The 26,821-nt window shown below is 49.3% G+C and carries 22 protein-coding genes and 1 pseudogene; 12 read left to right on the forward strand and 11 right to left on the reverse strand.

The window, feature by feature from the left end:
- Positions 1–120 precede the first annotated feature (120 nt).
- The gene (locus DWY79_RS09205; RefSeq protein ID WP_005863089.1) at positions 121–1,140 is read right to left on the reverse strand and encodes a FecR family protein; all 1,020 of its coding nucleotides are present in this window, start codon (positions 1,138–1,140) and stop codon (positions 121–123) included.
- A 160-nt stretch (positions 1,141–1,300) separates the two neighbouring features.
- On the opposite strand from DWY79_RS09205, the gene DWY79_RS09210 reads away from it, so the two are divergent.
- The 3 genes from DWY79_RS09210 to DWY79_RS09220 all read left to right on the forward strand — a co-directional run bounded on the left by DWY79_RS09210 (position 1,301) and on the right by DWY79_RS09220 (position 3,069).
- Positions 1,301–1,669 (forward strand): DUF488 domain-containing protein, encoded by a 369-nt coding sequence (locus tag DWY79_RS09210; RefSeq protein WP_005857809.1) that lies wholly within the window; start codon positions 1,301–1,303, stop codon positions 1,667–1,669.
- A 14-nt stretch (positions 1,670–1,683) separates the two neighbouring features.
- On the forward strand, positions 1,684–2,430 hold the full coding sequence (gene gpmA, locus DWY79_RS09215; protein ID WP_048928687.1) for a 2,3-diphosphoglycerate-dependent phosphoglycerate mutase: 747 nt from the start codon (positions 1,684–1,686) through the stop codon (positions 2,428–2,430).
- A 66-nt stretch (positions 2,431–2,496) separates the two neighbouring features.
- A complete protein-coding gene (locus tag DWY79_RS09220) occupies positions 2,497–3,069 on the forward strand; it encodes an RNA polymerase sigma-70 factor (RefSeq protein WP_005857830.1) in 573 nt (190 codons plus the stop codon).
- Positions 3,070–3,119: 50 nt separating this feature from the next.
- Here DWY79_RS09220 and DWY79_RS09225 read toward each other — a convergent pair whose 3' ends face one another.
- Positions 3,120–4,055: a sugar phosphate isomerase/epimerase gene (locus DWY79_RS09225; RefSeq protein ID WP_121772452.1), complete on the reverse strand. Its 936-nt coding sequence runs from the start codon at positions 4,053–4,055 to the stop codon at positions 3,120–3,122.
- 118 nt (positions 4,056–4,173) lie between these two features.
- Positions 4,174–5,607, reverse strand: coding sequence for an aspartate ammonia-lyase (locus DWY79_RS09230; RefSeq protein ID WP_057318876.1), 1,434 nt, complete (start codon positions 5,605–5,607; stop codon positions 4,174–4,176).
- A gap of 451 nt (positions 5,608–6,058) precedes the next feature.
- Here DWY79_RS09230 and trpB point away from each other — a divergent pair, with 451 nt between their 5' ends.
- The 8 genes and pseudogenes from trpB to DWY79_RS09275 all read left to right on the forward strand — a co-directional run bounded on the left by trpB (position 6,059) and on the right by DWY79_RS09275 (position 13,919).
- Entirely contained in the window at positions 6,059–7,252 is a 1,194-nt protein-coding gene (gene trpB, locus DWY79_RS09240) for a tryptophan synthase subunit beta (RefSeq protein ID WP_122369237.1), read from the forward strand.
- A gap of 10 nt (positions 7,253–7,262) precedes the next feature.
- Entirely contained in the window at positions 7,263–8,666 is a 1,404-nt protein-coding gene (locus DWY79_RS09245; protein WP_122369295.1) for an anthranilate synthase component I family protein, read from the forward strand.
- A gap of 122 nt (positions 8,667–8,788) precedes the next feature.
- Positions 8,789–9,355, forward strand: coding sequence for an aminodeoxychorismate/anthranilate synthase component II (locus DWY79_RS09250; RefSeq protein WP_008772464.1), 567 nt, complete (start codon positions 8,789–8,791; stop codon positions 9,353–9,355).
- A 169-nt stretch (positions 9,356–9,524) separates the two neighbouring features.
- The gene (gene trpD / locus DWY79_RS09255) at positions 9,525–10,523 is read left to right on the forward strand and encodes an anthranilate phosphoribosyltransferase (RefSeq protein WP_005857841.1); all 999 of its coding nucleotides are present in this window, start codon (positions 9,525–9,527) and stop codon (positions 10,521–10,523) included.
- A gap of 13 nt (positions 10,524–10,536) precedes the next feature.
- Positions 10,537–11,331 carry an indole-3-glycerol phosphate synthase TrpC gene (gene trpC, locus DWY79_RS09260; protein WP_008779672.1) on the forward strand — a complete coding sequence of 265 codons (795 nt, stop codon included), beginning with the start codon at positions 10,537–10,539 and terminating at the stop codon, positions 11,329–11,331.
- Between the two features lie 17 nt (positions 11,332–11,348).
- Positions 11,349–11,930: pseudogene (locus DWY79_RS09265) on the forward strand (phosphoribosylanthranilate isomerase); the annotation flags it as partial.
- A gap of 30 nt (positions 11,931–11,960) precedes the next feature.
- Positions 11,961–12,734: a tryptophan synthase subunit alpha gene (trpA, locus tag DWY79_RS09270; RefSeq protein WP_008779670.1), complete on the forward strand. Its 774-nt coding sequence runs from the start codon at positions 11,961–11,963 to the stop codon at positions 12,732–12,734.
- Positions 12,735–12,776: 42 nt separating this feature from the next.
- Positions 12,777–13,919: an iron-containing alcohol dehydrogenase gene (locus tag DWY79_RS09275; protein WP_122369238.1), complete on the forward strand. Its 1,143-nt coding sequence runs from the start codon at positions 12,777–12,779 to the stop codon at positions 13,917–13,919.
- 58 nt (positions 13,920–13,977) lie between these two features.
- Here the strand turns inward: DWY79_RS09275 and DWY79_RS09280 are convergent, their stop codons facing one another.
- From DWY79_RS09280 to DWY79_RS09310, 7 genes are all read right to left on the reverse strand, one after another.
- Positions 13,978–14,556, reverse strand: a complete 579-nt coding sequence (locus DWY79_RS09280; protein WP_122369239.1) for an LUD domain-containing protein — start codon at positions 14,554–14,556, stop codon at positions 13,978–13,980.
- Positions 14,556–15,923 (reverse strand): lactate utilization protein B, encoded by a 1,368-nt coding sequence (locus tag DWY79_RS09285; RefSeq protein WP_122369240.1) that lies wholly within the window; start codon positions 15,921–15,923, stop codon positions 14,556–14,558. The genes DWY79_RS09280 and DWY79_RS09285 overlap by 1 nt, the downstream gene beginning before the upstream one ends.
- Positions 15,920–16,660 carry a (Fe-S)-binding protein gene (locus DWY79_RS09290; protein WP_121772456.1) on the reverse strand — a complete coding sequence of 247 codons (741 nt, stop codon included), beginning with the start codon at positions 16,658–16,660 and terminating at the stop codon, positions 15,920–15,922. The genes DWY79_RS09285 and DWY79_RS09290 overlap by 4 nt, the downstream gene beginning before the upstream one ends.
- 61 nt (positions 16,661–16,721) lie before the next feature.
- Positions 16,722–17,303 (reverse strand): Crp/Fnr family transcriptional regulator, encoded by a 582-nt coding sequence (locus DWY79_RS09295; RefSeq protein ID WP_008772471.1) that lies wholly within the window; start codon positions 17,301–17,303, stop codon positions 16,722–16,724.
- 72 nt (positions 17,304–17,375) lie between these two features.
- Positions 17,376–20,603, reverse strand: coding sequence for a carbamoyl-phosphate synthase (glutamine-hydrolyzing) large subunit (gene carB / locus DWY79_RS09300; RefSeq protein ID WP_122369241.1), 3,228 nt, complete (start codon positions 20,601–20,603; stop codon positions 17,376–17,378).
- Positions 20,604–20,720: 117 nt separating this feature from the next.
- A complete protein-coding gene (gene carA, locus DWY79_RS09305; protein ID WP_122268510.1) occupies positions 20,721–21,902 on the reverse strand; it encodes a glutamine-hydrolyzing carbamoyl-phosphate synthase small subunit in 1,182 nt (393 codons plus the stop codon).
- The gene (locus tag DWY79_RS09310) at positions 21,899–23,785 is read right to left on the reverse strand and encodes an amidophosphoribosyltransferase (RefSeq protein ID WP_005857863.1); all 1,887 of its coding nucleotides are present in this window, start codon (positions 23,783–23,785) and stop codon (positions 21,899–21,901) included. The genes carA and DWY79_RS09310 overlap by 4 nt, the downstream gene beginning before the upstream one ends.
- Before the next feature lie 349 nt (positions 23,786–24,134).
- Between DWY79_RS09310 and DWY79_RS09315 the strand changes: the two genes are divergently transcribed.
- A complete protein-coding gene (locus DWY79_RS09315; protein ID WP_122369242.1) occupies positions 24,135–25,295 on the forward strand; it encodes an ATP-binding protein in 1,161 nt (386 codons plus the stop codon).
- A gap of 209 nt (positions 25,296–25,504) precedes the next feature.
- On the opposite strand, the gene DWY79_RS09320 is transcribed toward DWY79_RS09315, so the two are convergent.
- Positions 25,505–26,818, reverse strand: a complete 1,314-nt coding sequence (locus DWY79_RS09320; protein ID WP_122369243.1) for a UDP-glucose/GDP-mannose dehydrogenase family protein — start codon at positions 26,816–26,818, stop codon at positions 25,505–25,507.
- Positions 26,819–26,821: the final 3 nt, after the last annotated feature.

A 26,821-nucleotide genomic window follows, 5' to 3' on the forward strand; every position in this document is an offset into this window, starting at 1 on the left:
CCAACAGCTCTTCTTGACTTTTCGTACGGGAGAATACGCCAATATTCTTCCGTATGTTTTTAATCCTTGTTTATTCTTTCTTCATGGGCAGACGTATTTTAGAAGGTTACACATTATTTCTCATTTTGATATTTCCACGACTGAGGTTCCCGATCCACTGTCCTTAACGGTAGGTTTATGTATCGCATACTGGATTCCCGACGCCAATTTCAGGTATTCCAATACTTGAGGCAATTGCTCGTCCTTGAAACGGGCTGTTATTATGGACTTGAGTATCTCGTTATCTTTTACCTCGAATACTACATGATAATGACGTTCCAGCGTTTTCAATACTTTATCCATCGGATGGTTCCTGAAGATAATCTCCCCGTTCTTCCAAGCCGTGTCATATTCGGTATTCACGCCGAACACCTTGATCTTGCCAGCGCCCTTTTGATACTCGGCTTTCTCGTTTGGCTTCAACATCTGTGTCATTCGCTTTCCTCCGGACACGACGTTCAGCTTTACCGATCCCTCTACCAAGGTGGTCTCTATCATACTCTCGTCTTTGTAAGCGGATACATTGAAAGAAGTTCCCAACACCTCTACCGAGTAATCTTTATCCGCTTTCACAATAAAAGGCTTATGGGCATTCTTCGTCACCTCGAAATATCCTTGTCCGGTTAATTCCACCGTACGGGTATCCGCATTGAAGTCCGAAGGATATCTCAATTCGCTATTGGCATTCAGCCAAACCTTAGAACCGTCAGGTAAATCGAACGCCGAAACCACCCCAGGATTCGTGCGTACGGCTAGCGTACGCACGTTCCCTTGACCCTGCTGTATGAACAAATAAGCGGATAAAAGAAAGACTGGAATGAATAACACGGCCGCAGCCCGTTGAATAACACCTAACACTTGTCTTAAAGCTAATCTTTTCTCTTTCTTATGGATTCTTGATTTAAAACGAGACAACGCCTCGTCCGGGTTCACGGTCCGCATGACTTTTAGGCGACTTGCCACTTGAGTCGTAAAATAGACCTGCTCCAACAGTTTCTCGTTTTCTAGAGAGGCGGCCCGCCAGTTTTTCACCTCCGCAGCTTCCTCCTCGGTCAACATCCCATCGATGTATCGGATCAATATGTCTTCGTTTATTTCCATTTTTTCTTGTTTCTATAATTAATACAGTTGAGACAAAAGATGTACTAAACAAAAAAACGATTTTTTTCAAGAAAATTGAATAATGGCAAAAATACCGTTCCTAAAGAAAGGCTCAACAATATCCCTCTTTCTACTGTTTTACCACAAAATGAGACTTCTTATGGTAAAGATTCTTTTAAAACGGATTTATGAGGAGCCAAGTGAGGCGGATGGTTATCGCATTCTTCTCGACAGGCTATGGCCCAGAGGACTGAAGAAAGAGGATGCGAAGTTTGACGAATGGAGAAAAGACATCACTCCATCTAAGGAGTTACGCCAATGGTTCCACGAGGATAAAGACAGGCATTGGGAAGTATTCCAAGGTCGCTACGGGATGGAAATCAAGCAGAACCCGGATTTCATTCCTTTCTTACGAGAGATCGAGAAGCATCCGGTTGTCACTTTCCTCACGGCAGCGAAGGATGTACAACATAGTCATCTACCTATATTAAAAGAAGTCATCGAGGATTTCGAGAAAAACAAATCATAAAAATAAAAAGACCTATGAAAAGTATCGTATTGCTTCGCCACGGCGAAAGTGTATGGAATAAAGAGAACCGGTTCACCGGTTGGACCGATGTGGATTTGACAGAAAAAGGCGTGGCCGAAGCTTATAGGGCCGGCAACTTATTGAAAGAAAAAGGATATGTGTTCAATAAAGCCTATACCTCTTATTTAAAACGGGCTGTCAAAACCTTGAATTGTGTATTGGATCGCATGGACCAAGACTGGATCCCGGTGGAGAAGAGCTGGAGGCTGAACGAGAAACATTACGGATCGCTACAAGGGTTGAACAAGAGCGAGACCGCCCAAAAGTATGGAGACGAGCAGGTCTTGATCTGGCGTCGCAGTTACGATATAGCCCCGCTTCCCCTATCGGAAGGCGACCCTCGTAACCCTCGCTTCGATATCCGCTACAAAGACGTGCCGGATAAAGAGTTGCCCCGTACGGAATCCTTGAAAGATACGGTTGAGCGGATTCTCCCTTATTGGAAAGAGGTTATCTTCCCGACGCTCCGGACCGCCGACCAGATCCTTGTCGCCGCTCACGGAAACAGCTTGCGGGGAATCATCAAATATTTAAAAAACATCTCCGATGAAGAGATCGTTCATCTGAATCTCCCGACAGCCGTTCCATACGTGTTCGAGTTCGATGATGACTTGAAACTCGTGAATGATTATTTCCTTGGCGACCCGGAGGAAATCAAGAAACTCATGGAAGCCGTAGCCAACCAAGGAAAGAAAAAGTAGCGGGATTCATGCCTCTTATCCGGAATTATTCATTAAGTTTGCAACCAAACAAACTTAAACACTATTGTGGACGAGAACGCAGAACGAATTTCACTAGAACTTATCGCAGGAGACGAACAAGCGTTCGACACCGTGTACAAACAATATTACCGGGGATTGTGCGCCTTCGCCTCCCAATATGTAACAGTACCAGAATCGGAGGAGATCGTACAAGACGTGATGATGTGGCTGTGGGAAAACCGAAAATCCCTAGTAGCGGACATGTCCCTGAAATCACTCCTCTTCACCATTGTCCGCAATAAATGCCTCAATACGATCAGCCACATACAGGTTAAGCAACAAGTGCACGAGAGATTGTACGCCAAGTTCCAAGAGCAATTCGAGAATCCTGATTTTTATATAGGAGAACTGATGGCCTTGGCCTCCAAGGCCATCCGGGAGCTCCCGGATGAATACCGTAAGGCATTCGAGATGAACCGTTTCGAGGAAATGACCTACAACGAGATCGCCGAGCGGACAGGCGTATCCCCCAAAACAATCGCATACCGCATCTCTCAAGCGCTCAAGATATTACGGACGAAATTAAAGGACTATATCCCTTTATTGGTATGGCTGCTTTACGAACAAACACGCTCATAACGGAGGAAGCATCCTACCGCCATGAGCGTTTTTTTAATGAGTCAAAAGACTTATTTCACGAACGGTGCTTTCAATAAATAATCCACGCAGCCTTTCACGCCCTCAAACTGGGAACGTCCGTCAGGCATACCCTCCAACTCCACGAAATAATCCTTGATTCCATTCGCGTAAGCTTGCCGGAATATATTCTCGAAATTCATCATCCCGGACTCGCCTAGAATAGCACGGTCCTTGATATGCAATACCTTGATACGGTTCGGATATTTCTTCAACCACTCTATCGGATCTTGTTGTCCCATCACGGCCCAATAAACATCCATCTCGAAAAACACAAGCGAAGGATCAGTATTCTTCAAGAACAACTCATAGATGCAATCTCCTTTCACACGCCTTCCCAGCTTGGCCTCCGTACTACCCGGATTTACCTTGGCGAACTCCATCTCATGGTTGTGATAGCCGAAAGGAATACCGGCCGCTTTCACGATCTTACCCGCCTCGTTAAAAATCTCGCAGACGAAAGCGGTTTCCTCGGTGCTACGGGTACTCGGTTGCCCGGGCTGGATCAAGTACTTCACGCCTAGTTTGGCATGGTCATCAGCCGTCTTCTTCCAATACTCGGAGATCTGGGAGCGATTGGCCTTCGTGTACTCACGTACCGGAGGATTCACGTGGGAACTGGTGATCTTCAATCCGGCATCATCCACCATCTTCTTGAATTCCATCATGTCTACACCGCCGATCTTGCCTTCCTTGTAACCGGCCAATTCCAGATTCGTGTACCCCATTTGCTTGATCTTTTTCAATCCACCGGGTACATCCGCATAAAGTTCCTTGCCTAAAGAATAGATTTGTAAACCAACTGTCTTAGCGGCCATCGTCTCAGTAGTGACAGGTTTAGCCGCATCTGCGCTCCCGACCTTTCCGGCCATCAGGCCACCCAAGGTGAAAAGGGACGCGTTCTTTAAAAAATCTCGTCTATTTATCATGATTATTAGAATTAAGTCAGTCCAAAGATAGAGATTATAATCTAAAAAAAGACCGCATAGGATGGAAAAATCCACCTATACGGTCCACAAATGGTATACATTATATAATAGGAATCGATTAACGGCGAGGCTTGATATCCAACTTCACCGGCTTGATCATATTCTCCGGGCTTAAGATCGTATCCAATTCCTCCTTGGTCAAGATACCATGATCCAGTACCAATTGATAAACGCTAACACCGGTCTCCAACGCCTCCTTCGCGATCTTGGTCGAGTTCTTATAGCCGATTACCGGATTCAAGGCCGTCACCACGCCGATGCTATGATGTACCTCCTCACGGCAACGATCCTCGTTAGCGACAATACCGTCCACGCAACGGGTACGCAAGGTATCGAAACCATTGATCAGCAAATCCACGGACTCGAAGCAGCATTGTGCCATCACCGGCTCCATGGCGTTCAGCTCCATCTGGGCGGCTTCCCCGGCCATGGTCACACATAATTCATTACCCATTACCTTATAAGCGATCTGGTTCATCACCTCCGGGATCACAGGATTCACCTTACCCGGCATGATAGAAGAACCCGGCTGCATAGCAGGCAAGTTAAACTCACCCAAACCGCAACGAGGGCCGCTTGCCAACAAGCGAAGGTCATTACATATCTTATTCATCTTCACGCAAACCCGCTTCATGGCGGAAGCATAGCCTACCAAGCAAGAAGTATCCGAGGTAGCTCCTACCAAATCGGAGGAGAGACGGATATCCCATCCGGTTATCTCACGTAAAGCCGCGATACATTTCTCCGCGTATCCCGGCTCGGCACAAATACCCGTACCGATAGCGGTAGCTCCCATATTAACCACCAAGAAATCGGCGGCGGCCTCATTCAAGTGAGCGATCTCATCCTGCAAGATGCTGGCGAAGCCATTAAAGGTCTGCCCCAACGTCATAGGTACGGCATCCTCCAACTGCGTACGTCCCATCTTGATAATTTGCGAGAACTCCTCCCCTTTCTTACGGAAAGAGGCGATCAATTCCTCCAAATGGGGAAGCAATTGAAGATGCTTAAAATACATACCGATATGGATAGCGGTCGGATATGCGTCGTTCGTGGATTGCGAGCAGTTCACATGGTCGTTCGGTGAGCAGTATTGGTATTCACCTCTCTCATGCCCCATCAATTCCAAGGCACGGTTGGCGATCACCTCATTCGCGTTCATATTTGTAGTCGTACCCGCTCCGCCTTGGATCATATCCACCGGGAACTGGTCGTGATGCTTGCCATCGAGAATCTCCCCGCAAGCGGCGATGATAGCGTCCTTTTGCTCTACGGTAAGCAAGCCTAGTTCAAAGTTAGCCATGGCAGCCGCCATTTTTGTTATAGCTAATCCTTTAATGAATAAAGGATATTCACTCAAACGGAATTTACTGATTGAGAAATTCTCGATTCCTCTCAAGGTTTGAACTCCGTATAATGCTTCGGCGGGGATTTCACGAGCGCCGATCAAATCGCTCTCTATGCGAGTTTTTCCAGTTAATTTAGTATCCATATTAGAAATATTAATCGTTTTTTATTGTTTCCGCAAAGGTAGAAACTATTATTTTGAAAGCAAATTATTCTTCGAAATAATAAAAACAAATACCAAAAACGTCAATACACGTCTACACAAGGCTCAATGAATTACAATTTGTCAATAGAGCAGTTTTAATAGACCTTCTGATCTTTTTTATCTCATTCATAAAAAAAGCACGATTTTATTTGCTGTTTGTCAAAGATTCCATATATTTGCTGCCGTAATAACAAAACAGAGTCATGAGAACATTCGTAGTAAATACATATTGGTGGTGGCGCTCCGTACAACTCAAAAGGTCGTAAGGAACGAAGACTCGTATGTATATATAAACACTACATAAAGATATAAAGAGGTCTGTCGCACTTGCGGCAGGCCTCTTTTCTTTTTATGGCAAATTCAAAAGGAAAATAACTAAAATAGATAAAAGATGAAAACGTATCAAGTTGACAAGAATGGTTACTATGGTGAGTTCGGCGGGGCTTATGTTCCCGAGATCCTTCATCAATGCGTGGAAAATTTACAGAATACCTATCTGCAAGTGTTGGAGAGCGATAGCTTCAAGGAAGAGTTCGATCAGTTATTGCGTGATTATGTAGGCCGCCCCTCCCCTCTTTACTTGGCCAAACGGTTGAGCGAGAAGTACGGATGCAAGATCTATTTGAAACGGGAAGACTTGAACCATACCGGAGCACATAAGATCAACAATACGATCGGACAGATCCTCCTAGCTCGCCGCATGGGGAAGACCCGTATCATCGCCGAGACGGGTGCCGGACAGCATGGAGTGGCTACGGCTACGGTATGTGCCTTGATGAATATGGAATGTATCGTTTATATGGGGAAGACAGACGTGGAACGCCAACATGCCAACGTACAGAAGATGGAGATGCTGGGAGCTACCGTCGTGCCCGTGACCTCGGGAAACATGACCTTGAAAGACGCCACAAACGAGGCGATTCGTGACTGGTGCTGTCATCCTTCGGATACGTATTATATTATCGGTTCTACGGTAGGACCCCATCCTTATCCGGATATGGTAGCCCGGCTGCAATCCGTTATCAGCGAGGAGATCAAGAAGCAACTGCTGGAGAAGGAAGGAAGGGATCACCCGGATTACCTGATCGCCTGCGTAGGCGGGGGAAGTAACGCCGCCGGTACGATCTATCATTTCGTGGACGACGAGCGGGTGAAGATCGTCTTGGCCGAGGCCGGCGGCAAGGGCATCCACTCCGGCATGAGCGCCGCCACGATCCAATTGGGTAAAGAGGGCATCATCCACGGGGCACGTACCTTGGTCATGCAGAACGAGGACGGACAGATCGAGGAACCTTATTCTGTTTCCGCCGGCTTGGATTACCCGGGCATCGGCCCGATCCACGCGAACCTCTCCGTAGAGCACCGTGCGCAAATCCTAGCGGTCGATGATGACGAGGCGTTGGAGGCCGCTTTCGAGTTGACCCGTTTGGAAGGAATCATCCCGGCCTTGGAAAGCGCCCATGCCTTGGGAGCCTTGGCCAAGGTAAACTTCAAGCCGGAAGACGTGGTGGTACTGACTGTCTCGGGCCGTGGCGATAAAGATATGGACACTTACATTAATTATAAATTGAGAATTGAAAATTGAAAATTATATGATGGATTATACCTTTAGGACAATAAGCAAGAAGGTGATGGGCGACCTTCATACGCCCGTAAGCATCTATCTGAAGGTGCGGGATATCTACCCGGAATCGGCCCTGTTGGAAAGCTCGGACTTCCACGGAAACGAGAATAGCCTTTCCTTTATAGCGCTCCGCCCCTTGGCGAGCATCGGTATCAACAACGGAGAATGCACGGCTACCTTCCCGGACGAGACCCGTGAGGTTACCCCGCTCACCGAAGACTATAACGTACCCGAGGCGATGAACGCTTTCCTCGGCCGCTTCAAGGTGGAGGGAGCGGACAAGAAGGTCTGCGGATTATTCGGCTACACGGCTTTCGATGCCGTCCGTTATTTCGAGAACATCCCGGTCATGGAAGTTCATCACGAGGAGAACGACGCCCCCGATATGCTATACATATTATATAAGTATATCCTTGTCTTCAATCATTTCAAGAACGAGTTGACCCTAGTGGAGATGCTCCAAGAGGACGAGGCTAGCCGGCTGGAAGAAATCGAGACATTGATCGAGAACCGTAACTTCGCCTCCTATAACTTCCAGACAGCGGGTCCCGAGACCTCCCCGATCACCGGCGAGGAATACAAGGCGATGGTCCGCCAAGGCATCAAGCACTGCCTCAGGGGGGATGTCTTCCAGATCGTATTGAGCCGTCGCTTCGAGCAACCGTTCAAGGGAGACGACTTCAAGGTGTACCGGGCTCTTCGCAGCATCAACCCCTCTCCTTATTTGTTCTATTTCGATTTCGGAGGTTTCCGTATCTTCGGCTCTTCCCCCGAGACGCATTGCAAGGTAACGGGCAGACACGCCAGCATCGACCCGATCGCCGGGACCGCTTTCCGTACCGGTAATATCGAGGTAGACAAGCAGCGTACCGAGGCCCTGCTTGCCGATCCCAAGGAGAACGCCGAGCACGTGATGCTGGTAGACCTCGCCCGCAACGACCTCAGCCGGAACGCCCACGACGTGCAAGTGGATTTCTATAAGGAGGTACAATACTACAGCCACGTCATCCACCTCGTATCCCGTGTGAACGGCGAGATCAACACCGATAGCGACCCGGTAAAGACCTACGTCGATACCTTCCCCGCCGGCACGTTGAGCGGAGCCCCCAAAGTACGGGCCATGCAATTGATCACCGACATCGAGCATCATAACCGGGGCGCTTACGGCGGCTGTATCGGCTTTATCGGTCTGGACGGTGATTTGAACCAAGCGATCACGATCCGTACCTTCGTCAGCCGTGGCAACGTACTTTACTATCAGGCGGGAGCCGGGATCGTGGCTAAGAGCAACGATGAGCGTGAATTACAAGAGGTAAACAATAAGCTGGGAGCCTTGAAGAAGGCGATAGATCTAGCGGAGAAATTAATCAATTGATTATCCGGTTGTAGAGACGGGGCGTGCCCCGTCTCCCACAGTCTGATAGTATTTTAAGTTACCATTTTGAAAGGATGAGACGGGGCACGCCCCGTCTCTACAACAACAACAATATATATAAAATGAAGATATTATTATTTGATAATTACGATTCCTTCACCTACAATTTGCTACATATATTGAAGGAACTGGGTGCGGATGTAGAGGTACACCGCAACGACAAGATCTCCTTGGAAGAGATAGAGCGTTTCGATAAGATCTTACTATCCCCGGGACCGGGCATCCCCGAGGAAGCCGGCATCCTCCTCCCCTTGATTCGCCGGTACGCCCCGACAAAGAGCATCCTAGGTGTCTGCCTAGGCGAGCAGGCCATCGGCGAGGCATTCGGCGCCACATTGATAAACCTTACCGACGTGCATCACGGCGTTTGCTCCGATATACGGATTGTCGCTAAAGATCCTATCTTCGAGGGACTGGAACCGGGTATACGTGTTGGGCGTTATCATTCTTGGGCGGTCTCCAAGGAAAACTTCCCGGATTGTCTGGAAATCACGGCGGTCGATACGGAAGAAGGACAGATCATGGGCTTGCGCCATCGTGAGTACGATGTACGAGGTATCCAATTCCATCCGGAATCCGTGTTGACACCCAAAGGGAAGACAATTATAGAGAACTGGCTGAAACGCTAATTACCTCCTAAGGCACTTATAGTTTCTTCCTAACGAAACATCAGTTTCTCTATGGTGAAACTAATGTTTCTCAAGCAAGAAACAAGAGTTTTCCCCTAGAGAAACAAAAGTTTTTCGATAAAGAAATATCGCAAAACTGCAATATTTTATCATTCAACACATTACAGACATGAAGCAAATATTATACAGATTATTCGAGCACCAATATCTAGGTCGGGAAGAAGCCCGGAATATCCTCCAGAATATAGCGGAGGGACGCTACAACGATTCCCAGATCGCCAGTCTGATCACCGTATTCCTGATGCGCAGTATCTCCGTAGAGGAATTGACCGGATTCCGGGAAGCTTTGCTGGAGATGCGTGTACCGGTAGATTTAAGCGAATACAAGCCGATCGATATCGTAGGTACCGGAGGCGACGGGAAAAACACGTTCAACATCAGTACCTGTTCCTGTTTCGTAGTGGCCGGTGCCGGTTACAATGTCGTAAAGCACGGTAACTACGGGGCTACCTCGGTGAGCGGCGCCAGCAACGTGATGGAGCAACACGGCGTAAAATTCACGAACGATATCGATAAGCTACGTACCTCCATGGATACCTGCCATATCGCCTACCTCCACGCCCCCTTGTTCAACCCGGCGCTGAAAGCGGTAGCTCCGGTACGGAAGAGCCTCGGCGTGCGCAGCTTCTTCAATATGCTCGGCCCGCTGGTCAACCCGGTCATGCCTACTTACCAATTGTTAGGCGTATATAACCTCCCGCTACTCCGCCTATATAATTATACGTATCAAGAGAGTGGTACCCGTTTCGCCGTGGTACATAGCTTGGACGGTTACGACGAGATCTCCCTCACGGCCGATTTCAAGGTAGCCATGCCGGAGAAAGAGAAGCTTTATACCCCGGAGATGCTCGGATTCAAACGTTGCACGGAAGCGGACCTCGATGGCGGAGAGACCCCGGAGGAAGCGGCCCGTATCTTCGACGCCGTATTAGGGAACAGGGCTACCGAGGCCCAAAAGAGCTGCGTGATCGCCAACTCCGCTTTCGCCATCCAAGTGATCTGTCCAGAGAAGAAGATCGAGACATGTATCGCCGAGGCACGTGAATCATTGGAAAGCGGAAAAGCATTGGCCACATTCCGTAAATTTATATCTTTGAACCAAAGATAAAGAAACATATCCTATGAAAAAGGACATCTTACAAGATATTATCGCCAATAAGCGCATCGAGGTAGCCCGGCAAAAACAGGCCGTAAGCTTACAGACCTTATTGGCTCTAGGTAGCGACCGTATGGAGCGTGACACACGTTCCATGCGTGCGGCGCTGGAATCATCCCCCTCCGGTATTATCTCCGAGTTCAAGCGTAAAAGCCCCTCCAAGGGCTGGCTGCATCCGGGTGCGAATATCGCCGACGTGGTGCCCGCTTACGAGGCCGGAGGAGCCTCCGCCTGCTCGATCCTTACGGACGGGGATTTCTTCGGAGGTTCCTTGGGCGACTTGCAAAAGGCCCGCAAGCTGGTGGATCTCCCGTTACTTCGCAAGGACTTCATCATCGATACCTACCAACTCTTCCAAGCCCGGGTGATGGGTGCCGACGCTGTCTTGTTGATCGCCGCCGCCCTTACGGAAGAAGAATGCCGGATACTCGCCGAGACCGCCCATAGCCTGCAATTGGAAGTCTTGCTGGAAGTCCATAGCGAGGACGAGCTCAAATACCTGAACGCGGATATCGATATGCTCGGCGTGAACAACCGCAATCTCGGCACCTTCCATACGGACGTAAACAACTCATTCAAGTTGGTCGATAAGATGCGAGGCTTCTCCCCTCTTTTAGTGTCCGAGAGCGGAATCTCCGAGACCGATACCGTACGCCAATTGCGTGAGGCCGGTTTCCGTGGATTCCTGATCGGAGAGACCTTCATGAAAACCGAGAGGCCGGGCGATACCCTAGCCGATTTTATAGGAGGACTGGCATGATCATCAAAGTTTGCGGAATGCGGGAACCTCAGAATATCCGGGAAGTAGCCGCCCTAGCCATCAACTGGATCGGCTTTATCTTCTACGAACGTTCCAAGCGCTTTGTCGAGCGATGCCCGACGGAGCAACAGGTAACGGACAGTGAACAATTGTCCCCTAAGAAAGTGGGCGTTTTCGTCAACGCTACCATCGAGTCCATGATGGAGAAAGCCTCCGCCTACAAGCTAGACTATCTCCAACTTCACGGTAACGAATCGCCGGAAGATTGCCACACCTTGCAAAAAAGGGGCTATTCCTTGATCAAGGCTTTCCCCATCGCTACGAAAGAGGACTTCGAAAAAACAAGGGAGTATGAGGGCCGGGTGGATTATTTCCTTTTCGATACGAGATGCGAGGGCTATGGAGGCTCAGGCAAACGTTTCGATTGGTCCATCCTAACCGAATATAAAGGAGAGACTCCCTTCTTGCTCGGCGGAGGCATCCGTCCGGAAAACGCAGAGGCGATCCGGAACTTCCGGCATCCCCGTCTCGCAGGTATCGACCTCAACAGTGGCTTCGAGATTGAGCCGGGATTGAAAGACATCGACAAACTAAAGAATTTCATCCAACAAATTTTACATCTAACAGTAATGAATCGCATCACAAACTTATTCCAGACCCAGAAAGACGGAATACTCTCCGTCTATTTCACCGCCGGTTATCCGAACTTAAACGATACGGCAAGCATCTTAAAAGCCTTACAGGCTAAAGGTATCCACATGGTAGAAGTAGGAATCCCTTTCTCCGACCCGATGGCAGACGGCCCCGTCATCCAAGAGGCCGCCACGCAAGCGTTGCGTAACGGGATGTCACTGCACCTCCTATTCGAGCAATTGAAAGAGATCCGGAGCGAAGTACAGATCCCGATCATCTTGATGGGCTACCTGAACCCCATCATGCAATACGGTTTCGAGAAATTCTGCGCCAGTTGCGTAGAGGCCGGCGTAGACGGAATGATCATCCCCGACCTGCCTTACGCCGATTATATCTCCGATTACAAGGAAATCGCCGATCGCCATGACCTAAAAATGATCATGCTGATCACCCCAGAGACCTCCGAGGAACGAATCCGGCAGATCGATGCCCATACCAGCGGATTTATCTATATGGTATCCAGCGCCGCCACGACCGGAGCCCAACAAGACTTCAACGAACAAAAGCAGGCCTATTTCCGTCGTATCAACGCCATGAACCTACAGAATCCCCGCTTGGTAGGTTTCGGCATCAGCAATAAAGCCACTTTCGAGGCGGCGACAGCCCATTCTTCCGGTGCCATCATCGGTAGCAAGTTCGTCCAGTTACTAAAGAGCGAAGCTACTCCCGCCGAGGCGGTCGATAAGTTACTGGAAGCCCTAAAACAATAGGAACCCTATTCATGTTTACATATAAAAACAGTAAATAGTCCTATGAATAACTTCACTTTTCACAACCCAACCCGTTTATTATTCGGTAAGGGCATGATTGAGAAACTGAGTACGGCCATCCCGATGGTGCATCGCATCATGATCACTTTTGGAGGAGGTAGCGTAAAGCAAAACGGTGTGTACGACCAAGTGATCAAGGCGCTAAAGGATCGTGACTATATCGAGTTCTGGGGCATCGAGCCTAATCCCACCATCGAGACCTTGCGAGAAGCTATCCAGATAGCGAAAGGCAAGCAGGTGGATTTCCTATTGGCGGTAGGCGGTGGCTCCGTCATAGACGGGACGAAGCTAATCTCCGCCGGCATCCAGTACGACGGTGATCCTTGGGAATTGGTACAGAAAGGGTATTACTATCATACCGTGCCCATGGGTACCGTACTGACCCTGCCCGCCACAGGTTCCGAGATGAATAGCGGGGCCGTGATCTCCCGGAAAGAGACGCAAGAGAAATTCCCGTTCTACAGCAATTTCCCCGTATTCTCGATCTTGGATCCGGAGACGACCTTCAGCCTGCCCCCGTATCAAGTGGCTTGCGGTATCGCCGATACCTTCGTCCACGTGATGGAACAATATATGACTACGACCGACCAATCCCGCTTGATGGATCATTGGGCGGAAAGTATTTTAAGCACCTTGGTTGAGATCGCCCCGAAGATCAAGGAAGATTCGAGGAATTACGACCTGATGGCAGATTTCATGCTATCCGCCACGATGGGCTTGAACGGCTTTATCGCTATGGGCGTAACGCAGGACTGGGCTACCCATATGATCGGACACGAGCTAACCGCCCTTCACGGATTGACGCATGGAGCGACCTTAGCGATCGTCCTCCCCGGAACCTTACGCACCCTACGCAAGCAGAAAGAGGGCAAGATCCTGCAATACGGCGAACGGGTATGGGGTATCAATAGTGGAACGACAGAAGAACGGGTAAGCCAAGCCATCGAGAAGACTGAGCAATTTTTCCAAAGCCTCGGTTTATCTACCCGCCTCAGCCAAGAGAAGATCGGCGATACGACAATCACCGAGATCGAGAATCGCTTCAATGAACGAAACGCCGCCTTCGGGGAGGCGAAGAATGTAACGGGTAGCGTGGCACGGGAAATATTGGAGAGCTGTAAATAACGTACAACTTGTAGAGACGGGGCGTGCCCCGTCTCATCCCCTCAAAAGGGTATAGATTTTATCTTAACAGGACTACTACCCGGATCGGGCCATGCGCCCCGAATACCAAGGCTTGTTCAATATCAGCAGTCTTTGAGGGACCGGACATGAAGACTCCGTAATCATAATCCATAGTGGCAGTACGGCGGTAAGCCTCATTCATCGTATGAACCAATTGAGTCTTGTCCAACAAGATCACCAAAGCGTTCGAGATAAAGTACAGACCTTTATAACGTACCTGACGGGGTAACCAGACAGCGGCATTCTCCGCCACGCCGAAACTACCCTCCACCACAGATACGTCCGTCCCGTTCAACTCCCGGGGATCGGTCAGCTCATCCGGGTTAAAGGTAGAGCAAGTAATCTCCTTCAAATTCGAGGCGATACGTTTCGCCTCCGGAAACTCACGGCGGATCACCTCATTCACATCCTCGCCGGGCTTTAACTCGATGGCCTTGCCACCCGCCCCGGCTAACACTTCCGAGAACGTAGCCAACTTATCCGCATAGGTAATCGCCTCCAACGTAAGCTCAGGCATCTCGTGGCGTGCACCCGTATGATGACGGATACTCGCCAATATAGAATCTTTACTACTCATTATCTCACCTTATTATTCTTCCACATATCATTAAACGACTCCTTGGCAAAAGCCGGAAGCTCACGTCCCTTGCCCCAAGCGTTCAAGCCATTGTAGACCATGAAACGGGGCAAATGATTCACTACCGGAGCAAACTTCAACGCCGTATTGAACAATCTCGGACGTTCCATCAGGAACTTCATCCCGAAAGACATCACTTTCTTCTCCTTGCTCGCCTTACCGATCTTATCCAAATCTTGCCGCCAACGGTAAATCTGCTCGCCCAAATCGATCTTTACCGGACAAACGTTCGAGCAAGAAAGACATAAGGAGCAAGCCGATACGTTATCCGAATATTCCTCCGGATTCCTCAGCATACCCAAGTTGATCCCGATCGGTCCCGGAATGAAATACGTATACGAATAGCCACCACTCCTGCGATATACCGGACAGGTATTCATGCACTCGCCACAACGGATGCAATTCAACGTACGGATATGATCCGGTTTCGCCAAGATATCACTGCGCCCGTTATCCACGATAATGATATGGAACTCTTGTCCCTCGGGCGGACGGCGGTAATGAGAAGTATAAGACGTGATGGGTTGCCCCGTACCCGAACGAGCCAGCAAACGAGTGAATACGCCCAATGCCTCCAGATTCGGTACGATCTTCTCCATCCCCATCGTAGCGATATGCACCTTCGGGAAGGAGGTTCCCATATCGGCGTTTCCCTCATTGGTACAAACCACGATCTCGCCCGTAGAGGCGACGGCGAAGTTAGCGCCCGTCATCGCCACGTCGGCATGCAGGAATTTCTCACGCAGATTCTTACGGGCGGCATGCGTCAGGTAGGTAGGGTCGATATTCCCTTTCTCCGTTCCCATCTCACGCTCCATCATCTCGCTGATCTGCTCCCGTTTGATATGGATCGCCGGCATCACGATATGGCTCGGGGCCAAATGCATCAATTGCAAGATACGCTCACCCAAATCGCTCTCCACCACATCGATTCCTTTCGACATCAAGAACTCGTTCATATGGCATTCCTCCGTCAGCATCGATTTGCTCTTGATCAGGTTCCGGGCATCATGCTGGCGCAAGATCCGCAAGACGATCTCGTTATGCTCCTCGGCATCTTTCGCCCAATGCACGATAGCCCCGTTGGCGATCGCGTTTTTCTCGAACTCCTCCAGAAGCGTGTCCAGATGGCTGTTGGAGTAAAGCTTGATCTCCGAGGCCAACTCCCTCAACCGCTCCCACTCGGGAAGCGAATGGCTCATCTTATCCCGTTTGGTACGTACCATCCAAAGCGTATGGTCGTGCCAAGCCTCATTCTCCTTATTCTCTAGGAAACGGGCCGCTGCTATAGCATGTTTCGTACTCATAATCCGGACGCTAATATTTGAACGATGTGAATAGTCTTGATCGGAAGTTTCTCCCGCTTGATAACCCCTTCCATATGCATCAGGCAAGAGCTATCCGCACCGGTGATATACTCGGCGCCGGTACTCATATGATCCTTTACCTTGTCTTGTCCCATGCAAGTAGAGACCTCGGGCTCCTCGATGGCGAACATACCGCCGAAACCGCAACATTCGTCCACCCGCTTCGGCTCGAACACCTCGATACCTTTCACCAAGGAAAGGAGATCACGTAACTTGGAATAGTACGGGATATTACGCTCGCTGGGCGACGAGAGATGCAACTCACGCACCCCGTGGCAACTATTATGGATACTCACCTTATGCGGGAAAACGGCCGGCAGGGATTCCGGTCTCACCACGTCGTGCAAGAACTCGCAGATATCATAAATCTTCTTGCTGTTCATACAAACGTGATCCCGCTTCTCCAAGATATGGGGATGGTTCTCTTTTACGAAGGCTACGCAACTGGCCGAGGGGCCTACCACGTAGTCATAGTTCTTAAACTGTTCCTCCATCCGGAGGGCCAAGCGAGCCGCCTCATCCTCGAAGCCGGCGTTCGCCATGGGTTGTCCGCAGCAGGTCTGGTCCATCGGATAATCGACATCCACACCCACATGCTTCAACAATTTATACGAGGCGATACCCACTTCGGGATACACCGCGTTAATGTAACATGGGATAAATAATCCTACCTTCATACTAATTATATCTTTATATCCTTATATACGACACCGTATATAATTAACACCTAAAGGCCCATCACAACTGCATATTTGCCCTAACCCGGCTCAACGTCTCGGGAGTCATCAACAAATAAGAAGCGATATGGGACAAGGGGGCACGCTGCACGATCTCAGGGTGTTCTTTCAATAAGCGGGCATAACGTTCATTAGCGGTCTCGAAACGAAGGAAATCCGCTTTCCGTTGAGACAGGATCAGCGAATTCTCCAACAGGCGGCGATACATGACCTCGATCTCGTAATCCTCGGCGCACAATGCCAATAAAGGATCATGAGGAATACCATACAGTACCGTATTCTCCAAGGCCTCCACCAACAGATTAGCGGGACGTTGGCGCAAGAAGCTCTCGATGCAAATGAAGATGTTGTCCTCGCTGGCGAAATGCTCGGTCAGCTCTTTCTTATTCTTGAAGTAAAACTGGCGAACCATTCCCTTATAGACATAACCGAGTTGCGTACAAACCTCTCCTTCGCTCAAAAACAGGGCGCCTTTTTTCAATTCTGTCCGGATTAAGATAGAGGCCAGTTTCTCAACAGCTTCCTCACTGAGTAGAATCGATTGCGCCGCGATCCTGCGAGCTATAAATATCGCTGTATCCATATTCATGGTTGTTTTTGTTTGTTTCCGCAAACTTACGAAATAAATACCACTTGATTTACGTCAAGTCCCCTTTTATTTATATTCTTGCCAACTCTTGATGCAGATATCATCTACGCTCAAGGTACAGAAGGCTTGGATAAAAGCGCTGGCCAGACGGGCGTTGGTGATTAGCGGGATATTCAGGTCGATGGCGGCACGGCGGATCTTATAGCCGTTGTCAAGCTCTCCGGCAGAAAGGTCACGAGGGATATTCACAACCATATCGATCTGCTTCTCATGAAGCATCTTAAGCGCCTGCGGTTCTCCCTTCTCGCTCGGCCAGTACACCTTCGTACTCGTAATGCCATTCTCCGCCAAGAAACGGTGTGTACCTCCCGTAGCGAATAGATTGTAGCCTTTCGCCGCCAGCATCTTAGCGGCATCCAGCATGGCTACCTTCTGCTTCGGCGTACCGGTGGACAGGAGGATATTCTTCTCCGGAACCCGTTGCCCGACAGCGAGCATACTCGTCAACACCGCCTCGGATACATCGTCGCCCAGACAACCCACCTCGCCCGTGGAAGCCATATCGACCCCTAATACCGGATCGGCTTTCTGCAAGCGATTGAACGAGAATTGAGAGGCCTTGATACCCACGTAATCCAAATCGAACTCATTCTTATTCGGTTTCTCTACCGGCAAGCCCAGCATAACACGGGTAGCCAACTCGATGAAGTTTATCTTCAGCACCTTGCTCACGAACGGGAAGGAACGACTGGCACGAAGGTTACACTCGATCACCTTGATCTCATTGCCCTTCGCCAGATATTGGATATTGAACGGGCCGGAGATATTCAGCTCCTTAGCGATCTGCTTACTGATACGCTTGATACGACGAACCGTCTCCACATATAATTTCTGGGCCGGGAACTGAATCGTAGCGTCGCCGGAATGTACCCCGGCAAACTCGATATGCTCGCTGATGGCATACATCACGATCTCGCCATGATCGGCCACGGCATCCATCTCCACCTCTTTCGCATGCTCGATGAACTGGCTTACCACCACCGGATGCTTCTTACTGACATTGGCGGCCAATTTCAAGAAACGCTCCAACTCCTCTTGATTCGAGCAGACATTCATGGCGGCGCCACTCAACACGTAACTCGGGCGAACCAATACGGGGAAGCCTACCTCCGCCACGAAGCCATTGATATCCTCCATGGAAGAAAGTTCTTTCCAGCGGGGCTGATCCACGCCGATACGATCCAACATGGCGGAGAACTTCTCACGGTCCTCGGCATTATCGATGCTCTTGGCGGATGTCCCCAAGATATTCACATGCTGCTCGTCCAGACGCATCGCCAAGTTATTCGGGATCTGGCCGCCGGTGGAGACGATCACGCCGTGGGGGTTCTCCAGCTCAAGGATATCCATCACACGCTCGAAGGTAAGCTCGTCGAAATAAAGGCGGTCGCACATATCATAGTCGGTAGATACCGTCTCGGGATTGTAGTTGATCATCACGGAGCGGTAACCCTCCTTACGGATCGTATTCAAGGCCTGCACGCCACACCAGTCGAACTCCACCGAGCTACCGATGCGGTAAGCGCCGGAACCCAGCACGACAATCGAGCGATGATCGCCCAAATACGTCACGTCGTTTTCCGTACCGCTATACGTCAGGTACAGGTAATTCGTCTGCGCCGGATACTCGGCGGCCAAGGTATCGATCTGTTTCACCACCGGAAGAATGCCATGCTCCTTACGGAACTGACGAACCAACATCATACCCTTCTCCACATCCCCGTCAAGACCGATCGCCCGTGCGATCTGGAAATCAGAGAAACCTTGTATCTTCGCCCGGCGGATCAACTCCGGATTGATGCGCCAACGTTGGATCCCCTTCATATCGAAAGCGTGAAGCTCCTTGGAGGTCTGCATGATTCCATATAGTTTCTGTAGGAACCATCGGTCTATCTTGGTAAGCTCATGAATCTGGTCTACCGTATAACCGGCTCGGAATGCCTTCGAGATAACGAAGATACGGCGATCGGTAGGCTCGTGCAAAGCCTTATCGATATCCTCGATCACCAACTCCTTGTTCTCCACGAAACCGTGCATACCCTGCCCGATCATACGCAAGCCCTTCTGGATAGCCTCCTCGAAAGTACGTCCGATCGCCATCACCTCGCCAACCGACTTCATGCTGGAACCCAACTCACGAGCCACACCGTGGAACTTACCCAAGTCCCAGCGAGGGATCTTACATACCACGTAATCGAGAGCCGGCTCAAAGAAAGCGCTAGTCGTTTTCGTCACGGAGTTTTTCAAGTCGAACAAACCGTAGCCCAAGCCTAATTTAGCGGCCACGAAAGCCAACGGATAACCGGTTGCCTTAGAAGCCAAGGCCGAAGAACGGCTCAAGCGGGCGTTCACCTCGATCACCCGGTAATCCTCACTCTCCGGATCGTAAGCGTATTGCACGTTACACTCGCCCACGATACCGATATGGCGGATGATACGGATCGCCAACTCACGTAATTTATGATAATCCGTATTGCTCAAGGTCTGCGAGGGGGCAATCACGATAGACTCTCCCGTATGGATTCCCAGCGGGTCGAAATTCTCCATGTTACATACCGTGATGCAGTTATCGAAGCGGTCGCGCACCACCTCGTACTCTACCTCTTTCCAGCCCTTCAAGCTTTTCTCCACCAATACTTGCGGAGAGAAAGAGAAAGCCTTCTCTACCAACACGTCCAATTCTTCCTCATTGTCGCAGAAACCGGAACCCAAGCCCCCCAGCGCATAAGCGGCACGGACGATGACCGGATACCCCAGCTCAGCGGCCGCACGACGAGCGTCAGCGGCGTTCTCCACGGCCTCGCTCTTGATCGTCTTCACGTCGATCTCATCCAGCTTGCGTACGAACAACTCCCGATCCTCGGTATCCATGATAGCCTGCACCGGGGTACCCAATACCTTCACGCCATACTTCTCCAGCACGCCGCTTTGGTAAAGAGCCACGCCACAATTCAACGCCGTCTGCCCGCCGAAAGCGAGCAAGATACCTTCCGGACGTTCCTTCTCGATCACCTTTTCCATAAAAAAAGGAGTAACGGGCAGGAAATAAACCGTGTCCGCAACTCCTTCCGATGTCTGTACCGTAGCGATATTCGGATTGATCAATACCGTTTGAATCCCCTCTTCCTTAATCGCCTTCAGGGCTTGGCTGCCTGAATAATCGAACTCGCCCGCCTCACCAATCTTCAAGGCTCCGGAACCGAGTATCAGGACTTTCTTTATATCTTCTTTCATTGCTTTACTTTTTTAATGTTCTCTTTTAGGGTAAGCCTAAACACCCGTTTAGGGTAGACCTAAACACTCATTTAGGGTTGCCCTAATCCCTCGTTTAGGGTGGGCGTAAATCCCCGGCTACAACAATTCCGTGAATTTATCAAACATGAACTCCGTATCCAGCGGCCCGCTGCAAGCCTCGGGATGGAACTGAGAGGAGAAGAAAGGCTTCGTCTTATGCTTGATACCCTCGTTCGTCCCGTCATTCATATTGATGAACAGCGGTTCCCACTCCTCACCCAGCGTATCGTTATCCACGGCGTAACCATGGTTCTGCGAGGTGATGAAGCATTTCTCCGTGCCTACCATACGTACCGGCTGGTTATGGCTACGATGACCGTACTTCAATTTATAGATAGAAGCACCGCCGGCTTTCGCCAACAACTGGTTACCCATGCAAATACCGCAAATCGGCTTATCCCCGGAAAGCGCCTTACGGATATTCCGCACGGCGGCATCGCAAGTATCCGGATCGCCCGGACCGTTACTGATAAACAAGCCATCGTATTCCAGCTGATTGAAGTCGTAGTCCCAAGGCACACGGATCACCGCCACGTTACGCCTCAACAGGCAACGGATGATGTTATGTTTCACGCCGCAGTCCAAAAGCACGACGCGCTTTAGGAATTGAGAATCGAGAATCGAGAATCGGGAATCGGAGGCTTCCGATAAAGAACAGGTCTGGCTCGTACCATCGGGCAGGTAACAAATAATCTCCTTGCACGATACCCGATCCACATAGTTCACATGCTCATAATCCTCGATCTTCAATTCCCCATTTCCAATTTCGTTATCGGCATCGCCGATAACGATGCGTCCCATCATCACGCCATGCTCACGCAATTTCTTAGTCAACGCACGCGTATCGATACCGTATATGCCCGGGATCTTCTCCTCCTTCAACCAGTCGCCCAAACTGCACTCGGCGTTCCAGTGGCTATACTCATGGCTGTAATCGCTAACGATAATCGCCTCGGCATGGATCTTCTCGCTCTCCATAAACGTAGCGATCCCGTTCGGCTCGAACGTACGAGGCGGGACACCGTAGTTACCAACGAGCGGATAAGTCAACACCATCAACTGGCCTGCGTACGAAGGGTCCGTCAAGCTCTCCGGATATCCGGTCATAGCGGTATTGAACACGACCTCGCCAGCCACCGGTCTCTCATAGCCGAAAGAGTAGCCACGGAAGACGGTACCGTCGTCTAACATCAAAGTTGCTGTTCTGTTTGTCTGCATAGAATCTGTATGTTGTGTCATTTCACTAAATATTCTTCTTCCATATAGTGAATAAAAGCCTCGTTCACTAACCGAGTCCCGCCCGGTGTCGGGTAATCGCCGGAGAAATACCAGTCACCCGGATGCTCCGGACAAGAGGCATGCAAGCCCTCCAAAGTCTGGTAGACGATCTCTACTTTCGCCTGTGTCCCGGCCGGTGTAAGCAACTCCACCATCTTAACGGATATCTCCTCGTCCGTAAACGGGGCGTATATCTCCTTTACGTAATTCACCAACGGACCATCCGCCGCTGTTTGTTGTCGCTTCGCCTTCTGATAAGCGTCCAAGATCACGTATTCCATCCCCCGGTCACGTAACAGGGCCACCGCAGCCTTAAAAGCGATAAACTCGTTCATCCGGGACATATCGATACCGTAATAATCCGGGTAACGTACCTGCGGAGAAGAACTTACGATCACGATTTTCTTCGGATGCAGGCGATCCAAGATACCGATAATACTCTGGCGTAAGGTAGTACCCCGCACGATGCTATCATCTATCACAACCAGATTATCGATAAAAGGTTCAATACTTCCGTAAGTAATATCATATACGTGCGCCGCCAGATCATTGCGGCTATTGCCCTCAGCGATAAATGTACGTAATTTTATATCTTTTATAGCTACTTTCTCCGAGCGGACTCGCATGGAAAGGATTTGCTCCAGTTCCTCTTCCCTGAGCAGGTGACTACGATCGGCGATCCATTCTTTTTTCAGCTTATTCAAATAGTTGTTCAACCCCTCCTGCATCCCGAAATAAGCGACCTCGGCCGTATTCGGGATAAAAGAGAAGACGGTATGATTCAAGTCGTAATCCACCGCTTTCAAGATCGGATGCACGAGATTATCTCCCAAACGCTTCCTTTCCCTGTAAATATCCACGTCGCTACCCCGTGAGAAGTAGATACGCTCGAAGGAACAAGCCTTATTCTCTTTCGGCTCCACGATCTGGGAGATATGCCACTCGCCTTTCTTGTTGACGAGTATCGCCTCTCCCCGATTCAACTCCCGGATATCCTCTACCTGCACGTTCATCACGGTTTGTATAACCGGACGCTCGGACGCCAACACGATAATCTCATCATCCGCATAATAGAAGGCCGGACGGATTCCCCACGGGTCCCGCACGCTGAACGACTCGCCACTACCGGTGATACCGCAAATCACGAAACCACCATCCCAGCCCGGGGTACAGCGTTTCAGCACGTTCGACAAATCGATTTGATCCTCGATGGCATGCGTGATATCCATCCCTCTCAATCCTTCCGCCTCACACTTTTGGTACAGGCGCTCCACTTCCCGGTCCAGCCGGTGTCCCAGCTGCTCCAGCATGATATACGTATCGGAATATTTCCGGGGATGCTGACCGATCGCCGTGATCTCCTCGAATACTTCATGAACATTTGTCAGGTTGAAATTTCCGCAAACGGCAAGGTTCTTTGCACGCCAGTTATTGCGTCGTAAAAAAGGATGGATATAAGAGATTCCGGATTTTCCGGTGGTACTGTAACGGAGGTGGCCCATATAAAGCTCTCCGGCGAAAGGTAGGTTGGCTTTGGCGAATAGCGGATCGTTGAGTTGCTCGGGGGTTAAATCCTTGTAGTGTTCGTGAACTGCGGCAAATATCTCGGTAATAGCTCCGGTCCCGACGGCCCGTTCACGGAACATATATTCCTCTCCGGCATTTGCCTCTAACTTCACGCAGGCTAAGCCCGCTCCTTCCTGCCCCCTGTTATGCTGCTTTTCCATCAGCAAATAGAGCTTGTTCAGTCCATACATCCAACTACCGTACTTCTCGTGATAATACTCCAAGGGTTTCAGTAACCGGACCATGGCAACACCACACTCGTGCTTCAATACTTCCATTGTCGAATCAACTTTTTGATTTTGCCGCAAAGATACAGACAATCCCTAACATATTGTTTAAACAAACATAAAATAATTGACACTTTCACGGAAAAAATGTTTTTATCGGACGTTTGGTTAACAAAGCTTACATTTTATAAGCAAAAGGGAGGGTTTTATTTTCAATCCATAAGCCACTCATTTCCCTCTTGAAAGAGGCCTTTCAAAGATATCCATCCGAGAACCGTAATATTTCCGTAACAGAAAGAAAAACACCAATATTCTTTCTGGCACAGAAATATTCTTGCATAAATTCTTTCTATCATAGAAATAATTCGGTAATTTTGTGCGTAAATATAATTTCCATAGAATGAATACAAATATACTCCAAACACTGGTAACGGCCATGCAACGCCGATTAGCGGCTCTTCCGCAGAGATTGCGACCATTTACCACGGAGTTTGATGAGCTCCCTAAAAACCTGATGCTAACCGGTGCCAGAGGATGTGGCAAATCTACATTTCTACTCCATCATTCACAAGGCAGGCGCTTATTATACTTTTCTGCTGATAATCCGAAGATTATTGGCGAACCGCTCTATGACTTAGTTAGTAGCGTATTCATGCTTGGTTATGAAGGTGTTATTATCGACGAGATTCACTACGCATCAAACTGGAGCATACATCTGAAGGCCTTGTATGATGACTATCCAGGAAAAATCATCTGGATTTCAGATTCCTCATCGTTAGTACTTCGTGATGGCAAAGCCGACTTGTCCAGACGTTATGTAGCGATACAGATGCCTTTAATGTCGTTCAGAGAATTTCTATATCTTGAAACTGGCCAAATATACCCCAAGTACAAACTGGGAGACACAATACTACCTACACAACCAGATGCGGAGCTGTTGAACCATTTCCTCAATTATCGTAGTTACGGTACACGTCCTTTCTACCAAGAGAAAGATTTCGAAGCACGTTACATGGCTATCATCGACAAAATTCTCAATAACGATATACCGTTCTTCCTGCCTAGCATTTCCGAAAACAACCTACGTGTGATGCGAGCCATTATCGGCACACTGGCAAACTCCTCAATACCTCGTGTACAAGTCACCTCCTTATGCTCCGACTGGGGAATAGGAGCGGAAAAACTCTATCAACTACTCTTTGTGATGGAAAGTGTAGATCTATTGAAAATAGTAAAGTACCCCAATGACACGAAAGCCCGTAGCACTGGCGCAAAAATGTTGTTCGCAGACCCATGCGCTTATAAGGTTTTGAATGCAGACCAAGGAACGGAACGTGAAGCCTACACTATCCACTGCTTTTCTAGGGCAGGTTACGAGATAAACGCCATGAAAGACGAGAAGAAAGGTGATTATGTGATTACAAAAGACCATGTATCACAAACCCTAGAAGTTGGAGGAAAAAACAAAAATCCTAAAGAAGCGGACTACGTCTTGAGAGACAACACCGACTACCCTGTAGGCAACGCCATTCCATTCTGGCTCATGGGTATGATGTGGTAGTATTATAGTCATCACCTAAAAAAATAATCACCCAGCCATTCGTCTCCCCCCTTCAAAAAGGAAATGAATGTCCAAGGTGATTATTTTTTATCAGAAAGCAGGAAAATCCCTATCTTCCCCACTCCTTTATCATCTGCTCATTCCGTAAACGACATTACCATCCATAATGACAATATACGTGTTGTTGCTTTACTCCATAAAAATATCTGCTATTGTTTCCCTATACACTCATAAATAAAACCAGCTTCATGAAGTTCATGAGCGTCATAAATATTACGACCATCGATCAATAAGGAATTACGCATAAGTCTTTTAAGTACAGCCCAGCTAGGGATACGGAACTCTTTCCATTCCGTAACTAGCAACAAGGCATCCGCATCCACCGTAGCGTCATACATATCACTCGCATAGACGACCTTGTCACCCAGCCTACGTCTGCACTCCGCCATAGCGATCGGATCATACACCCTGACCGTAGCACCCGCTTTCGTCAGCAAATCAACCAAGATCAAAGAGGTAGCCTCACGCATATCATCCGTCTCCGGCTTAAAAGCCAAGCCCCACAAGGCCACCGTCTTGCCGGATAAGTCTGAAATATGTTTTTGAAGTTTATGAAACAACACGTTCTTTTGCCTCTCATTCACCTCCTCGACCGCTCTCAAGACATTCATCGTATAGCCATTCTTTTCCGCCGTCTTGATCAACGCCTTTACGTCTTTCGGGAAGCAAGAACCACCATAGCCACAGCCTGGATACAAGAACTTACTCCCGATACGGCTGTCTGAACCTATTCCCTTACGCACCATGTTCACGTCAGCACCCACCAGTTCACAAAGATTAGCGATGTCATTCATAAAACTAATACGGGTAGCCAACATGGAATTGGCAGCGTATTTGATCATCTCAGCGGAAGGAACATCCGTAAAAATCAAGCGATAGTTATTCATCATGAAGGGCTTATACAACTTCTCCATCAGTTTTCGTGCTCGCTCCGATTCCACGCCGACCACCACACGATCTGGCTTCATGAAATCATCCACCGCATTTCCCTCTTTCAAGAACTCCGGATTACTAGCCACATCAAACTCAACAGACACACCCCGTTTATCCAATTCCTCTTGAATAGCGGCCTTGACCTTCCGGGCCGTACCCACCGGCACCGTACTTTTAGTCACCACTAACGTATATTTATTGATATGCTGCCCTACCGTACGGGCAACCTCCAGCACATAACGCAGATCCGCACTACCATCCTCGTCCGGAGGCGTACCTACCGCACTGAACACCACCTCCACGTCATCCAGAACGGAGGAGAGATCCGTCGTGAACTTCAAACGTCCGGCATTATAATTCTTATGGACCATATCCTCCAAGCCCGGCTCGTAAATCGGGATGACACCCTTCTTCAAGTTCTCGATCTTCTCGGCCATCACATCCACACACGTAACGTCCACACCCATCTCCGAAAAACAGGTACCCGTTACCAAACCGACATATCCTGTCCCGACAATCGCTATTTTCATACC

The organism is Parabacteroides sp. AF27-14 (assembly GCF_003635425.1).
GTDB classification, from domain to species: Bacteria; Bacteroidota; Bacteroidia; order Bacteroidales; family Tannerellaceae; genus Parabacteroides; species Parabacteroides distasonis.

Coding starts and splice junctions, on each gene's coding strand:
- DWY79_RS09205 (WP_005863089.1), bottom strand. CDS start 1,140: ATGGAAATAAACGAAGACATATTGATCCGATACATCGATGGGATGTTG.
- DWY79_RS09210 (WP_005857809.1), top strand. CDS start 1,301: ATGGTAAAGATTCTTTTAAAACGGATTTATGAGGAGCCAAGTGAGGCG.
- gpmA (WP_048928687.1), top strand. CDS start 1,684: ATGAAAAGTATCGTATTGCTTCGCCACGGCGAAAGTGTATGGAATAAA.
- DWY79_RS09225 (WP_121772452.1), bottom strand. CDS start 4,055: ATGATAAATAGACGAGATTTTTTAAAGAACGCGTCCCTTTTCACCTTG.
- DWY79_RS09230 (WP_057318876.1), bottom strand. CDS start 5,607: ATGGATACTAAATTAACTGGAAAAACTCGCATAGAGAGCGATTTGATC.
- trpB (WP_122369237.1), top strand. CDS start 6,059: ATGAAAACGTATCAAGTTGACAAGAATGGTTACTATGGTGAGTTCGGC.
- DWY79_RS09245 (WP_122369295.1), top strand. CDS start 7,263: ATGGATTATACCTTTAGGACAATAAGCAAGAAGGTGATGGGCGACCTT.
- DWY79_RS09250 (WP_008772464.1), top strand. CDS start 8,789: ATGAAGATATTATTATTTGATAATTACGATTCCTTCACCTACAATTTG.
- trpD (WP_005857841.1), top strand. CDS start 9,525: ATGAAGCAAATATTATACAGATTATTCGAGCACCAATATCTAGGTCGG.
- trpC (WP_008779672.1), top strand. CDS start 10,537: ATGAAAAAGGACATCTTACAAGATATTATCGCCAATAAGCGCATCGAG.
- trpA (WP_008779670.1), top strand. CDS start 11,961: ATGAATCGCATCACAAACTTATTCCAGACCCAGAAAGACGGAATACTC.
- DWY79_RS09275 (WP_122369238.1), top strand. CDS start 12,777: ATGAATAACTTCACTTTTCACAACCCAACCCGTTTATTATTCGGTAAG.
- DWY79_RS09280 (WP_122369239.1), bottom strand. CDS start 14,556: ATGAGTAGTAAAGATTCTATATTGGCGAGTATCCGTCATCATACGGGT.
- DWY79_RS09285 (WP_122369240.1), bottom strand. CDS start 15,923: ATGAGTACGAAACATGCTATAGCAGCGGCCCGTTTCCTAGAGAATAAG.
- DWY79_RS09290 (WP_121772456.1), bottom strand. CDS start 16,660: ATGAAGGTAGGATTATTTATCCCATGTTACATTAACGCGGTGTATCCC.
- DWY79_RS09295 (WP_008772471.1), bottom strand. CDS start 17,303: ATGGATACAGCGATATTTATAGCTCGCAGGATCGCGGCGCAATCGATT.
- carB (WP_122369241.1), bottom strand. CDS start 20,603: ATGAAAGAAGATATAAAGAAAGTCCTGATACTCGGTTCCGGAGCCTTG.
- carA (WP_122268510.1), bottom strand. CDS start 21,902: ATGACACAACATACAGATTCTATGCAGACAAACAGAACAGCAACTTTG.
- DWY79_RS09310 (WP_005857863.1), bottom strand. CDS start 23,785: ATGGAAGTATTGAAGCACGAGTGTGGTGTTGCCATGGTCCGGTTACTG.
- DWY79_RS09315 (WP_122369242.1), top strand. CDS start 24,135: ATGAATACAAATATACTCCAAACACTGGTAACGGCCATGCAACGCCGA.
- DWY79_RS09320 (WP_122369243.1), bottom strand. CDS start 26,818: ATGAAAATAGCGATTGTCGGGACAGGATATGTCGGTTTGGTAACGGGT.